The 13190-nt window shown below is 69.4% G+C and carries 12 protein-coding genes and 2 pseudogenes; 5 read left to right on the top strand and 9 right to left on the bottom strand.

Annotation, left to right across the window (positions count from 1 at the left end):
- Window positions 1–95: 95 nt before the first annotated feature.
- Both KS423_RS22700 and KS423_RS22695 read right to left on the bottom strand, forming a co-directional pair.
- On the bottom strand, window positions 96–356 hold the full coding sequence (locus tag KS423_RS22700; protein WP_224281429.1) for a transposase: 261 nt from the start codon (window positions 354–356) through the stop codon (window positions 96–98).
- Between the two features lie 51 nt (window positions 357–407).
- Window positions 408–578 (bottom strand): annotated as a pseudogene (locus tag KS423_RS22695) (transposase); the annotation flags it as partial.
- Between the two features lie 158 nt (window positions 579–736).
- On the opposite strand from KS423_RS22695, the gene KS423_RS22690 reads away from it, so the two are divergent.
- The 3 genes from KS423_RS22690 to KS423_RS22680 all read left to right on the top strand — a co-directional run bounded on the left by KS423_RS22690 (window position 737) and on the right by KS423_RS22680 (window position 4707).
- Window positions 737–2479, top strand: a complete 1743-nt coding sequence (locus KS423_RS22690; protein WP_224281427.1) for an ABC transporter ATP-binding protein — start codon at window positions 737–739, stop codon at window positions 2477–2479.
- Entirely contained in the window at window positions 2476–4233 is a 1758-nt protein-coding gene (locus tag KS423_RS22685) for an ABC transporter ATP-binding protein (protein ID WP_224281425.1), read from the top strand. Before KS423_RS22690 ends, KS423_RS22685 begins: the two co-directional genes overlap by 4 nt.
- A 282-nt stretch (window positions 4234–4515) precedes the next feature.
- Window positions 4516–4707, top strand: coding sequence for a hypothetical protein (locus tag KS423_RS22680; RefSeq protein ID WP_224281423.1), 192 nt, complete (start codon window positions 4516–4518; stop codon window positions 4705–4707).
- Between the two features lie 20 nt (window positions 4708–4727).
- Here KS423_RS22680 and KS423_RS22675 read toward each other — a convergent pair whose 3' ends face one another.
- A complete protein-coding gene (locus KS423_RS22675; protein ID WP_224281421.1) occupies window positions 4728–5012 on the bottom strand; it encodes a hypothetical protein in 285 nt (94 codons plus the stop codon).
- A gap of 682 nt (window positions 5013–5694) precedes the next feature.
- Window positions 5695–6039, bottom strand: coding sequence for a hypothetical protein (locus KS423_RS22670; RefSeq protein ID WP_224281430.1), 345 nt, complete (start codon window positions 6037–6039; stop codon window positions 5695–5697).
- Window positions 6040–6065: 26 nt separating this feature from the next.
- Between KS423_RS22670 and KS423_RS48555 the strand changes: the two genes are divergently transcribed.
- On the top strand, window positions 6066–6386 hold the full coding sequence (locus tag KS423_RS48555) for a hypothetical protein (protein WP_374120009.1): 321 nt from the start codon (window positions 6066–6068) through the stop codon (window positions 6384–6386).
- A gap of 78 nt (window positions 6387–6464) precedes the next feature.
- Here the strand turns inward: KS423_RS48555 and KS423_RS22660 are convergent.
- A pseudogene (locus tag KS423_RS22660) lies at window positions 6465–6788 on the bottom strand (transposase); the annotation flags it as partial.
- Between the two features lie 298 nt (window positions 6789–7086).
- Here KS423_RS22660 and KS423_RS47485 point away from each other — a divergent pair.
- Window positions 7087–7212 (top strand): hypothetical protein, encoded by a 126-nt coding sequence (locus KS423_RS47485; RefSeq protein WP_263455142.1) that lies wholly within the window; start codon window positions 7087–7089, stop codon window positions 7210–7212.
- Window positions 7213–7315: 103 nt separating this feature from the next.
- Here KS423_RS47485 and KS423_RS22655 read toward each other — a convergent pair whose 3' ends face one another.
- The 4 genes from KS423_RS22655 to KS423_RS22640 all read right to left on the bottom strand — a co-directional run bounded on the left by KS423_RS22655 (window position 7316) and on the right by KS423_RS22640 (window position 12626).
- Window positions 7316–8053 (bottom strand): type 1 glutamine amidotransferase, encoded by a 738-nt coding sequence (locus tag KS423_RS22655; RefSeq protein WP_224281419.1) that lies wholly within the window; start codon window positions 8051–8053, stop codon window positions 7316–7318.
- Between the two features lie 5 nt (window positions 8054–8058).
- Window positions 8059–9048, bottom strand: a complete 990-nt coding sequence (locus KS423_RS22650; protein ID WP_224281418.1) for a hypothetical protein — start codon at window positions 9046–9048, stop codon at window positions 8059–8061.
- Window positions 9049–10074: 1026 nt separating this feature from the next.
- Window positions 10075–10992, bottom strand: coding sequence for a hypothetical protein (locus KS423_RS22645; RefSeq protein WP_224281417.1), 918 nt, complete (start codon window positions 10990–10992; stop codon window positions 10075–10077).
- 449 nt (window positions 10993–11441) lie between these two features.
- Window positions 11442–12626: a PQQ-binding-like beta-propeller repeat protein gene (locus tag KS423_RS22640; RefSeq protein ID WP_224281416.1), complete on the bottom strand. Its 1185-nt coding sequence runs from the start codon at window positions 12624–12626 to the stop codon at window positions 11442–11444.
- Between the last annotated feature and the right edge of the window lie 564 nt (window positions 12627–13190).

Genomic DNA, 13190 nt, shown 5'->3' with positions numbered 1-13190 from the left:
CCGTGCCCGGTCCTCTGGTCGCTGATCACCCCGACGAGCGCCGCCGGGTCCGCCACAGCTACTTCACCCACAGGACCATGCAGCGTTTGAGGACATCACGCTCCATCTCCAACTCCCGGGACCCGCTTGGCCTGTTCGGCGGCCTGCCGCCGCAATCGGGCCAACTCCTCGCGCTCGGACTCGCCGAGCGTGCCGTCACCGCCGGCCTTCCGCGCCCGGGAGACCCAGGTCGCCAGGGTGGTCTCGTTGATCCCCAGCTCCCGCGCAACCTCCGCCGCCGGCCTCCCGGTCTCGGCGACGATCCGCACAGCCCCCTCACGGAACTCCGCGTCGAACTTCCGCCTCTTCTCCGCCATGACTCCCAACTTCCCCTTCAGTCACGGCCTCTACGCTACGAGGGGAAGGTCAAGTGACAGCTCCGGCAACGACACCACCGGACCGCCGGCGTACAGCACCGCGTCTGTCAGCTCGAACAGGGCATCCGCCCACAAGGCCAGGCAGGAGTAGAACTCCCGGCGGAACCGCGACAACGCGGTCAGGGCCTCGACGCGCGCGACGTCATCTTGCAGACTGTCCATCAGGGCCTTTGGGTTGATCGACTGTCGACTTCAGCGAGAAGACACGATCACGCAAAGGCCGCCCAGCTGTCAGGCAAACGACGAACCCCGCCAAGAAATGATCTTGGCGGGGTTAATAGTCAAGCTTAGACCCAGGAAAGACAGTTAGGGTTTCGCTCATGATGGATTCGTACGCCGATTCGGGAACTCCGGATCACCGGAGCGCCGCGCGTTACCTGTGGTGGCTGACCATGAGCCAGCGCCGGCGGGTGGCGGGCGGCGCGGTGATCGGCACCCTCTGGATGGTCTGCCTGCTGCTGCCGCCGTACCTGATGCAGCGCGCGATCGACGACGGGCTCCAGCCGGGGAGGACCGGAGTCCTGGTCGGCTGGGTGGCCGCACTGGTGGGCGCCGCGCTGCTCAACGCCTGGCTGGGCATCATGCGCCACCGCATCATGACGCGGGTCCGGATGAACGCCACCTTCCGGACGATCAAGGCCGTGGTTGCGCACTCCACCCGGCTGGGCGCCGAACTGCCCCGGAAGGTCTCGGTCGGCGAGGTGGTCAGCATCGGGGCGGGCGACGTCGCGCAGATCAGCCAGACTCTGACGATCACCGGACCGGGCGTCGGCGCCGTCGTCGCCTACCTGGTGGCGGCCGCGCTGCTGCTGTCCGTCTCCGTCCCGCTCGCCCTGGTGGTCCTGCTCGGGGTGCCGCTGCTCGCGGTGGTGGTCGGCCCGCTGCTGGAGCGCCTCCAGGGCGCGGAGTCCAAGTACCGGGAGCGGCAGGGTGCGCTGACGGCCCGGATCGGGGACATCGTCGGCGGCATGCGCGTGCTCAACGGCATCGGCGGCAAGGAACTGCTGGCCGGCCGCTACCTGCGCGGCTCGCAGGCCCTGCAGGCCGAGGGCTACCGGGTCGGTGCCGTGACCAGCTGGATCCAGGCGCTCTCGGTCGGCCTGCCCGCCCTCTTCCTCGCCCTGGTGACCTGGCTGGCCGCCCGGATGGCCGCCGAGGGCACCATCACGATCGGCACGCTGGTCTCCGTCTACGGTTACGTGGCCGTCCTGGTGGTGCCGGTCTCCAGCTTCATCGAGGGTGGGTACGACCTCACCAGGGGCCTGGTGGCCGCCGGGCGGGTGATCCGGCTGCTCGGCCTGAAGCCCGCCGTCGAGGACGCCGCGACACTCCGGCCCGCTCCTGACGAAGCGTCGAGCCTGCACGACACCGAGACCGGTGTGGAGCTGGCCCCGGGCCGGCTGACCGCGATCGTCAGCGCCCGCCCGGCCGAGTCCGCCGCCCTGGTCGACCGGCTCGGCCGGTACCGCGGATCCGCCGCGACCTGGGGCGGGGTGCCGCTCGCGGACGTCGCCCTGGCCGAGGTCCGCAGCCGGATCGTGGTGGCGGACAACGACGCCGACCTCTTCTCCGGCCCGCTGCGCGCCGTGGTCGGCGGCCGGTCCGAACACACCGCCCCGGCCATCGCCCAGGCCGTCCGGGACGCCGCCGCGGAGGACATCGTGCAGGCCCTGCCCGACGGTCTGGACGCCCCCGTCCAGGCGCAGGGCAGCAACCTCTCCGGCGGGCAGCGCCAGCGGCTGCGGCTCGTCCGCGCCCTGCTGGCCGACCCGGAGGTGCTCCTGCTGGTCGAGCCCACCTCCGCCGTGGACGCCCACACCGAGGCGGCCATGGCCGCCGGGCTGCGCCGGGCGCGGGCCGGGCGCACCACCGCCCTCACCTCGACCTCCCCCGTCCTGCTGGAGCAGGCCGACACCGTCTGCTACCTCGTCGACGGCCGGCTGGCGGCGGCCGGCCCGCACCGGGAGCTGCTCGCCTCCGAGCCCGGCTACCGCGAGCTGGTGGCACGCGGCGACCACGAACCAGCCACCGAGTCCACGCCCGCCGAGGAGACCGTCCGATGACCGCTCAAACCGAGACCGCTCCGGGGCGGCTCCCGATCGCCGAGCCCGCCGAGGTCCGTCGGGCCGCCGTGCGCCTGGTGCGCCAGGACGGCCGCGCGGTCGCCACGATGCTGATCCTCAACGCACTGGCCGCGGCGGCCGGACTGGGCGGCCCCTGGCTGCTCGGCCGGATCATCGACGACGTCAGGGGCGGAGCCGGGACCGGACACGTCGACCGGCTCGCCCTGGGCATCCTCTGCTTCGCGCTCGCCCAGCTGCTCCTCGGCCGCTTCGCCCGCTACGCCGCCCACCGCTTCGGCGAGCGGACCCTGGCGCGGATCCGCGAGCAGTTCGTCGACCGCTCCCTCGCCCTGCCCGCCTCGGTGGTCGAGCACGCTGGCACCGGTGACCTGATGACGCGCGGCACCGCCGACGTCGGCACCGTCGGCACCACCCTGCGCGACGCCGGGCCCGAGGTCTCCGTCGCCCTCGTCCAGGTCCTCCTGATCCTGGCCGCCATGCTCGCGGTCAACCCGTTCCTCGGCATCTGCGGGGCGCTCTGCCTGTCCGGGATCTGGTTCGCCACCCGCTGGTACCTGCGCCGTGCCCACACCGGCTACCTCGCCGAGGGTGCCACCAACTCCGCCCTCGTCGAGATCCTCACCTCCACCGCGGCGGGCGCTCGCACCGTCGAGGCGCTGAGCCTCCAGGAGCGCCGGATCGCCGCCGCCGCCGAGGCGGTCGAGCGCTGCCGGGTGGCCCGCACCCGCACCCTCAACCTGCGCACCGTGCTCTTCCCGGTGGTCGAGTTCTCGTACATCGCCCCCGTCGCGGGCGTCCTGCTCCTCGGCGGCGCCCTGCGCGGCACCGGCGCGGTCACCACCGGCGCGGTGGTCGCCTGCGCCCTCTACTTCTGGAAGCTCTCCGAGCCGCTGGACAAGGTGCTGCTCTGGCTCGACCAACTCCAGCGCAGCAACGCCTCCTTCGCCCGGGTCGAGGGCATCGGCCAGGTGGACGCCCCGGTCGTGACCGGTGGCGGCGAGCCGGCGGACGACCGGATCGACGTGGTCGGCGTCCGGTACGCCTACCAGGGCGAGCGGGACGTCCTGCACGGGGTCGACCTCACCGTCCGCCCGGGCGAGCGGCTGGCGGTGGTCGGCCCCTCCGGTGCCGGCAAGTCCACCCTGGGCCGACTGCTGGCCGGAGCGGAGGCGCCACGCACCGGCCGGGTGACGGTGGGCCAGGTGCCGGTCACCGAGCTCGTCCCGGCGCAGCTGCGCCGGCACGTCGTCCTGGTCTCCCAGGAGCACCACGTCTTCCTCGGCACCGTCCGGGACAACCTGCTGATCGCCGCGCCCGCTGCCACCGACCAGGAGCTGCACACGGTGCTGGCCGCCGTCGACGTCGACTGGGTGGACGAGCTGCCGGACGGGCTGGACACCGAGCTCGGCGCCGGCGGGCACCGCCTGGACGCCCAGCAGGCCCAGCAACTCGCCCTGGCCCGCGTCGTCCTGGCCGATCCGCACACGCTGATCCTGGACGAGGCGACCTCCCTGCTCGACCCGACCACGGCCCGGCACACCGAACGCTCCCTGGCGGCCGTGCTCAAGGGCCGCACCGTGATCGCCATCGCCCACCGCCTGCACACCGCCCACGATGCGGACCGGGTGGCGGTCATGGACGGCGGCCGGGTGACCGAACTGGGCAGCCACAGCGAGCTGTTGGCGGCCGGCGGCGGGTACGCGGCGCTGTGGAAGTCCTGGCACGGCGCCTGAACGCGCACCCCACTCCTGTCGACCCCTCTCGTCCCGACCAGTAGGAGCGGAACCCTGCACTCGGCACCACCACGAACGGCCCGGAGCTGGGTCCGGCCGATCCCCGGCCGGACCGAGCCCGGCGGCCTCCGGCTCTTCTGCTTCCCATACGCCGGGGCCGGTGCCTCGGTGTTCCTGGAGTGGGGCGCCGGACTCCGGCGGCAAGGACGGCAGCCCAGTCGGCTTTGGAGGCTCCGGCGTCGCGGGCAGCGGACGCCCCGGTGGCGGTACGGGGGCGCAGCTGTGTGGGCGTGGGGGGGCCAGGCGCGGCGCGGTGGCGGCCATGCGGCGCAGGAGGAGCAGGAGACAGGCCGCGCGGCCGACGAGCAGCACGACCACCAGGACGACGGCGAGGCGCAGCAGGTCGCTGGCGACCCGAGCGGCAGCGAGCAGCCCACCGGTCGGCGGTCCAGCACCGCCAGGCCACCGCCGTGATCAGGGTGCGCGAAGTACAGTCAGGTGATCGAATTATGGATATGGCTGACATGCCAAGTGCCCTGGTCGGAGCTGCTAGCGGTCTTCTGGTGGGCGTTCTCGCGGCTGGGGTGGCTCTCCGAAACGCGCGGCGGCAGGTTGCTGAACAGCGAAATCCAGCGGTTCACGAACGGGCTGAACGCAAGGCCAGCGAGGAGCGCGCGGCCCGGCGGGCTGTCTACGACCCCTTGATCAAGGGCATCTACAAGTGCCTCGGGCTGGTTCAACTGGCGACGAAGCGCCACGAGTCGGAGCGGGATTTGCATGACGCGGTCTCCGCAGCCCGACGGGAGATTGAGCGTCTTCAGCCGCTCTGGGGGCTGGTGCAGGTGGCGGGGCCCAACGAAGTGCTTGCGGCGGGTGCGGATCTGAATCGGTACCTTGAGACTACCCTCAGGTACTGCGTGATGGCGCGACCTTTCGTGGGGGCATCACGGAGGAGGACGCGACGGATGCCCTTATGAGAGCCAGGGAGTCAGCCGACGCTCTGGCAGCGGCCATGCGTTGCGCCCTCGGCGACGAGAGTCCCACTCCGAAGGGCAGCCTTCCGGAAGGGCTCTGAGGGTGGCGAATGTCCCCACGACTTCGGCGACCTCCCTCTGCTTGGTCGCCTTCGCTGTTGTTGGGCCCGGTGTCGGTGGCCGGCCGGAAGGGCGGTCCCGGACCGGACGGCGACCCCGGCGCAGCGGCTGCGGTGACACTACGTGCGGCGGCGGTGCAGACCGGGGTGGTGGCTACGCCCGCTCTGTACGTCGCGTTCGACCTGCTGTACACCGGTGAGCGGTCGCTGCTCGCCGAACCGTACGCGCGGCGGCGAGCCGGGTTGCGGGGCTCTGGCAGGATCGGGTGGGCGGTGCGCGCTGCACCCCCATTGCTCGTGGCGCGCACCGCCTGGTCGGCCTGTTTTCGGTGTCGGTCGCTTCGGTCGCTGCCGTCCCATGGGGCTGGTCAGCGGTTGGGGTACTCCTTCGCGTGGTGCAGGCGGATGTACCAGTACGGGTCGTCGAGCCTGCCGGCCACGGCGCGGCGGCGGTCGCGGTTGGTGGGCAGGGGAAGAATGATCGGCGGGCGGCCGTTGGCGTGGCGTTTGTCGTCGCAGTCGGGGCATTCCAGGCGGTACGGGTCGGCCGGCTTGCGCAGTTCGGCGACCGAGTCCGGCTTGCCTCCGATGGAGCCCTGGCAGGTGTAACAGGGGTGCATGGCGGCGTTCGCCCGACGGGCGGCGAGCAGGGCGTCGTGCTCGCGGGTGGCCCCGGCTCCGTTGGAGAAACACCCCATCTGGCCGACCCGCAAGGGGACGTACCCTGGCCGGTTCGTCTGTGCCCGCCGAACAGTCGGCCCATCGCGCCGTGCCGGAGCCGGTCGGTGTCGTCGATCGAGTCGGCCCCGGCGCACATCGCCGCGACCAGCGTCATCACGTTCGCGGCCGGATTGGCTCCGGCACTGCTGCGGTTGTCTTCAATGCGCAGCCGCTCACCGACCAGGGCGGGCAGCCCGACGTTCTCGGCCAGGCGGACCACCGGGACCAGCCCGGCATCCGCGATCAGATTCGGCTCGTCGAACGCGACGGAGACGGCCGAGACGGCGTGAGAGGATTGCACTTGAGAGATGCCTTGCTGATTGTGCGTGGTGGAGCCTAGAGAACTCCCATCATCGCAGGTCGCAAGGCATCTCTTCGTTCTGCGGGACCTCCCCGACAGCGATCACCCGGTGGATCCGGGCTCAGGCTTGCGCCCCTCCTTCACGCGGGCCAGGCCGGTCAGGTCATAGTTGAGTTCCGCGAAGATTCCCTCGTCGCGCCAGGCCGCGTAGTAGGCGTAGACGGTGGAGTGGTTCGGGAAGTCGTGCGGGAGGTACTTCCAGGGGATTCCCGTGCGGTTGACGTAGAGGATCGCGTTGAAGACGTCGCGCAGTTCGACCTGGGCCGATTTCCCAGTGGGCCGGCGGTCGAGCCGGGCCTTTCTCCAGGCCGTCAGTTTCGGTTCGATCAGGGCCCATCGGGCGTCGGACAGGTCGCTGGGGTACGGCTTCCGCTGGCTCACGGCACCAGCGTCGGCACGGATGCGGCGGAGGATCCCGTTCCGCAGCTCGTTGGGCGGTTCTATGACTTCTTCAAGCCAGACGGATTTCAGAGCACAGAAGCGGATGAGATGGACAGCCCGGCCGGCAATTGAAGGCGGAGCAATCTTCTCCTATCGGCTGCAGTGTCACGAAAGTGGACAGGGGTGAAAGCCGCGTATAGGAATACAACTACCAAAACACCCACTGAGAGCCGCACCTGAACGCGCGAACCCTGGCCGACTGCCGCAGCCCGACTACCCCGTCCGGCGTTCTCCCGGCGTGGAGATCGCAACGCAGGAAGCCACCGTCACCATCCAGACCTTGTCGGTCAACGGCAAGCGGATGTCCAGGACGCTCTTCAACCAGTCGTCACTGAAGCCTCTCTCAACGGTCCAGATCCTCTGACAGACACGCGGACTGCGGAGATGGACCTGAGTCGAGATCAGCTTCTTTGCCCAGGCCACGGATCTCGGTGCGCGCGAGTTCGAGGCGACGCACCCCGTCGGCGTCAGCGCGTGATGCGGTCGATCACCAGGCGCTCGAAGAGGTCCTCGGGCAGTTCGTCCTGGTACTGCTCGACCGAGCGATGCGCAGCGGCCGCGTCGCCGTGCCAGCAGCTGATGACGTCCTCGTTGAAGTCGATCAGCCGGCGCACGTCGTCCGGGGTCAGCTCGGGGTGGAACTGGCATCCGAAGACCCGCTCGCCGTAGCTCAGCGCCTGGACAGAGGTGTGCTCGTTGCGGTACTCGATACGCACGCCGTCCACTTCCTCGATCTGCGGACTGATCGCCTGGTAGTGGAACGACGGCACGACGCCGACGCCCTGGCGGTCGCCGACACGGTTCACCTCGGTCAGGCCGACCTCGATGCCCGAGGTGTCGATGATCGAGCCCGGACGCAACGCCTCGGCGATCAGCTGCGAGCCCAGGCACACGCCGACCACCGCAGGGCCGGTGTCGCCGTCGCGCCCATTCGCGTCGGCGACGAGTTCCCCCATCAGCTTGATGGTCGCGCGCATCCACGCGGCGTCAGAGTGCACCGAGGTCTGGCCTCCGGTGAACACGTACGCCAAGGCCGGCTGTGGCCGTCGCGCGGTCAGATCGGCTGCCTCGGTCACCAGGTTCAGGCGGCCGCAGCTCAGGCCGGCTCGGGTCAGCCGCTGCTCGATCCGGTCGGCGTAGTCGAGACCGTCGTAGATCAGCCCGTCCGCGACGCAGATCTGCACGTCCACCGGCACGATCCCCACCCCTCTTACTCGAAGAACCTCGACCACAGGTTGAGGGCCGAGTCGACGCACTGGACGAAGCTCAGGATAGCCACGATCGTCACTGCGAGGTTGACCCTCGTCACCCGGCGCATCTGGTCGTGCTCCAGTTTGCGTTCCACCGCGCGCCGCGCCATCTCGAGCAGGGTGTCGGTGCGCTCGCGCACCTTTTCGGTCTCCCACGCCTCCAGGACACTGTCGCGCAGCTTGAGCACGTGGAAGTCGTAGCTGAACGTGGGCCGCACCAGCGCCTGGTAGTCGGCGCGCAGCCGTCGTTCCAGCGCGATGAGCAGTTCGGGGTCCTCGTTCAGTGCCATTTCGCGGATGATCCGTTCCGCGGCACTGGCGGAGCGTTCGAGCCGGGCGTAGTGCACGTTCAACTGACCGAGAAGGTGTTCGAGTTGGCCGAGCGTGTCGCTGGGGCCGTCTCGGGAGGCCAGCAGGAAGAAGGCGTATCCGGGGTAGAAGAACTCCTGTGGCCACGTTGATTCGGAGGGGATCGGCGCGGCGGAGCGGGGGTAGATCAGGTGCCGCAGCGCATCGGAGAGGGTCGCCCGGCCGGGTGCCGGGTGGGTGGTGCAGCCCGCGTAGGTGAGGTTGAAGTAGGGCAGGACTGTGGGACATGGCGGCCCCTGTCGGCACCGGTCGGACATCGCGGTCAGGGCCGGCAGCAGCTCGTCCCTGATACGCGCGGTAAGGTCGTCGCGGCCCTTCGGCCCGAAGCCGTCGATGAGCTGCTCCCGCCGCCTCCCGGTCCACCCCTCGACGACGCGCATATGCACGGCCACCGACCCGTAGCCGTCCGGGAACAGGATGCCGGTGACGTGCAGCTCCACCGGTAGCGCCGTCGTCTCCCGCACGATCGCCGTCAGCCGCGCGTCGAACTCCTCCGACCCGGCGAAGTGGGTGAGCAGGTCGACCGGCGGATTGCCGAAGGTGAGCGAGCCGCGCAGGAACTGGTCCAGGGACCGGTGCACCAGCGTGAGGCGCTCCTCCGGATCGAGTCGGCCGTCCGCCGGAACGGCGAAGCCCGGAGAGTCCGCGAGCGAGACCGGCCCAGGGAAAAAGGGCCCGGTCAGCAGAAGCAGGGCGTCGCCGCAGAAGTCGACGCCCGACTCCGCAGGCGGCGGCGCAGCAGCCTCACGCGGATGCGGTATCAGCGCTCCGCCCGGTAGTCCGGCCTTGTCCCGGACAGGTCCAGCGCCGTCCATGCGACCGCCCCCCAACGAATCAGGCATCTCCAGCCTTTGCCGACTTCCGAGATCCCCATGACAGACGTCCGGCGCACCGTCCTGTTCGGAGCTCCGCTTCCGATTCACCTTGGCAGGCTGTCCCCGTCGGCGAGCACGCAAATCAGTCTGCGTGAGGAGTTGTGACAGCGCATCCGGCTCGACGCAAGAAGGGGCCGAGATTCCGGTTCGCGAGATGTCTCAGCCACCGGGAGGAGTTCGGATGGGCGGTCGCACGCCGGCCGGAGGCAGCGACGGGTTGTCAGAGCCCGGTACTGCGGTGCCTGTCCGTGGACGCCACCGATCTCGAACGCCAGACCCGCACTCAGTCCAGCTGCATCCCGCCGGAGCTCCTCGCGCGTGACGACTTTGACCGCTTCGGCGTGGGCGCTGTCCCCGGAGATCGGGCGAGCACGTCGGGAGGCATCGGTGGCGGATGACGTCGGGACCGAAGAGCCGGACAAAGCGCACCGCTGGCCGCCCGGGGTGAACGACGCGACCATCGAGGCGCTGAGGATGCCGGCGAAGGCACTGAAGTACACCGAGCGGGCCCGCGGCCACCTGTACGCGGTGCACCACATGACCGGCGGCGCCGACCGGATGCTCGCCAAGGCAGTGCGGATGCCGCGCGGGCAGCGCGACGTCGGGCGCGGGGAGATGCCCAGCCTGCTGGAGCGGATGGCCCAGATGTCGGACCCCTACGGTTCGCGCGGCGTGCGACACACGTCGGCCCTCGCCCCAGCTGGGGCTGAGGCTCCTGATCTCAGACGCCCGTCAAAGCGGATCAGGCCCAGCCGTGGGCCTAAGTCGCTCAAGTGTCTTTGTGGCGGTGCAACCCTTTTGGCTCATTTGCCCGATGCAGCCCCAGCCTTGAGAGATGACCCACCCGAAGTATTGGATGGGCTGCTTCGGTACGGCCTCGGTGGTGATAGTGCCAGTACCGCTCGGAATGCGCTGGGTGTGGGAGCCGGTCGTGTCGGTATACGAGGCGTCGATGTGCCATTTGCAGGTCTGGGTCGCCACCTCGGGCTGAACGCGGAAGGCCATGTTCGACTGGCCGTTGCCCAGTTCGACAACGTTCTTCCGGAAGTACGGTTGGCCCTGATCCTCTCCCGCATCGAGGATGTAGGGCCCCTGAGGCTTGTCCGCCTGCCCACCGCTCAGATCCCACAGCAGGCCCGGACGGGTGGATGAACCGGCCGTTGGAAGATCGATCACCGTCTTAGCAGCGGGTTCGCCACAGGAGTCCTTCACGGCGGTCATGCCGTTGATGGTGAGCCCAGCACTGCGGTCGCTGTTCAGGTTCAGGTTGAACGGCTGAGCCCTGGAGCCTGCCGGCAACTGGTGGCCATCCTGGAGGGAAGCGGCGGACGTGCTCTCGACGATTCGGCCGCCCAGAGACTTTAGGTACGTCCAGACTTTCGCCTTGGCACTTCCTTTCAAAGCGGTGAGGGCTGCCTGTTCGTTGTCGGTCAGCGGCCGGTCGAGGAGAATCAAAATGGCCTCGGGCATGTCCTGTTCATAGTCGATGGGAGTGATAGTGGCGACGAAGGCAGATCCTTCGCGGTCCACGGATTTCTGCGCGTTCTTGTCCGAGCGAGCCCGACTGGTGGCTGTGGAACGGTCCAGGACGTAGGTTGCGCAGTAGGCGAGCATGAGGCCGCCCAGGACCACGCCGACCGTGAGTGCCACGTACAGGGCGCGGTGCTTCGGTCGAAGTCTGCGGAAGCCCGGGAGGCGCTCATCAGCCATGACCTGCCAAGCAGTCGAACTGGGTGGAGTGGGGGTCCCCGGCTCAGGCTGCGGCTCACTGCCATGGACCGCGTTGGGCGGCACGCCGAGGGCAGGCGATAGAGCTTCTTCTGCTGGGTCCGGCGAGTTCGAGCCGGGAGACGGTGGTGGATTCATGGGCAAGGATCCTCCGATGCGGTGGCGTGATCGTCTGCGTGTGTGCGTGCATTTCCTGTGCCGGCGGGCGTGCGACAGCTGGGGCCCGATCGGTTGGTCCACGGCAACCGCCGCGAGGTCCGGCCCAGTGGGCGAACGTGCCGGGCGGGCTATGGCGTGGACGAATCACTGCTGTTCCCACTTGTTGCGGACAGAGACGGGGTGCCCCTGATTCGATGGCCGGGAGGGAACAGCTACGCTCTCTTTACAGTGGGCGGCGTAGTGACCGTTGGCGAGGGAAGCTCAGGTCCTGCTGTTCCGGTGACCGGGTCGAGGGCGTACACGTACCCGCCGTCGCTGCCGATGTACACCACTCCGCCGACGACCGCGGGCCCCGAACTGACCATGCCGCTGGTGGTGAAAGCCCATCGTTTTGTGCCGGTGGCCGCGTCGAGGGCGTAGACCTTGCTGTCACCGCTGCCGACGTACACCACTCCGCCGGCGACCGCAGGCGACGACCTCACCCAGTTACCTGTGGTGAAGGCCCATTTCTTCGTGCCGGTGGCCGCGTCGAGGGCGTAGACCTTGTTGTCACCGCTGCCGACGTACACCACTCCGTCGACGACCGCAGGCGACGAGCCCACGCCGCCGCTGGCGGTGAAGGCCCATTTCTTCGTGCCGGTGGCCGCGTCAAGGGCGTAGACGTTGCCGTCCTCGCTGCCGACGTACACCACTCCGTCGACGACCGCAGGCGACGACCTCACCCAGTTACCCGTGGTGAAGGCCCATTTCTTCGTGCCGGTGGCCGCGTCGAGGGCGTAGACGTTGCCGTCCTCGCTGCCGACGTACACCACTCCGTCGACGACCGCAGGCGACGAGCCCACGCCGCCGCTGGTGATGACAGCCCATTTCTTCGTGCCGGTGGCCGCATCCAGCGCGAACACTCCGCCTGTGTTCCTGAGATCGCCCGAGCTGCCGAAGTACACGACCCCGTCGACCACCGCCGGCGATGTGTTGACCGCGCCACCTGCGGGGAACGCCCATCTCTGGGTACCGGTGGCTGTGTCCAGGGCATAGAGGTTTCCGTCGGTGCTGCCGATGTACAACAGCCCGTCGACGACTGCGGGCGACGAGTAGATGGCGCTCTCTGGGGCGAAAGTCCACTTTTCGGTGCCGGTGGCCCCGTCCAGGGCGTACACGTACGCGGGGGAGCCTGTACCGACATACACCACCCCGCCGACCACTGCGGGTGTCGAATCAATCGAACAGCCGACATTGGTGAGGTGGCGCCAGAATCGCGGTGGGTCGGTATTTTCGCCGTGTCCGCCTCCGTTGGCACTCTCGCCGCCACCGCCGCCACCGCTGCCGTCGCTGTCGCCATTGCTGTCGGCATCGGTGCCGGTGCAGCCGACGGCGGTGATGTTGACGCCGACGGCCACAGCAGCACCCATACCCAAGCGCAGCACCTGGCGGCGCGAGATGCAGCCAGGCCGCGGCGACATGCCAGTGGCCGGTGTCGGGTCGCGCCTCGAAGCAACGCCGATGGAGATGGCGAGGAGGCTTGTCTGCCCGTCCCCATGGTCTGATTCGCCGTTGGTGCAGGTCTCAGAGATGAGTTGCTGTCCACGTCTGCGGAGCTGGCCACCGGGGATGTCGGTAGAACGGTCCGTCGCGCGAGTGTGTGGACTGCCCCGTCGCCCGGCGTTCGCTGAGGTGCTCACGTCCCAACACTTCCCGCGTGCGGCCTTCATACACCTCACGAGGTTGCGGAGGGAACGGCCGGGCGGCGCTCTGCCAAGGACACCGGAGTACCTGCTGGTCCCGGCCTGTTGCAGACGGTCAGCAGATCGCCGGTCCGCGTTGCGAAGTGGCAGGAGGCTCTACCTGGCCACCTGCATCGACCTGGCCACCCGCGAAGTCGTCGGCTACGCGATGGCCGACCACCACCGCGCCGAGCTGCCGGTGGCCGCGCTACGGATGGCCGCCGGCCGCGGCGGCCTGGA

Origin of the sequence: Streptomyces sp. LS1784 (genome assembly GCF_020103755.1) — a bacterium.
Lineage (GTDB): Bacteria > Actinomycetota > Actinomycetes > Streptomycetales > Streptomycetaceae > Kitasatospora.
Note: the sequence above shows the minus strand (reverse complement) of the source record. Positions and strands in the feature narration are given on the sequence as shown.

Coding starts and splice junctions, on each gene's coding strand:
- KS423_RS22700 (WP_224281429.1), bottom strand. CDS start 356: ATGGCGGAGAAGAGGCGGAAGTTCGACGCGGAGTTCCGTGAGGGGGCT.
- KS423_RS22690 (WP_224281427.1), top strand. CDS start 737: ATGATGGATTCGTACGCCGATTCGGGAACTCCGGATCACCGGAGCGCC.
- KS423_RS22685 (WP_224281425.1), top strand. CDS start 2,476: ATGACCGCTCAAACCGAGACCGCTCCGGGGCGGCTCCCGATCGCCGAG.
- KS423_RS22675 (WP_224281421.1), bottom strand. CDS start 5,012: ATGCAAATCCCGCTCCGACTCGTGGCGCTTCGTCGCCAGTTGAACCAG.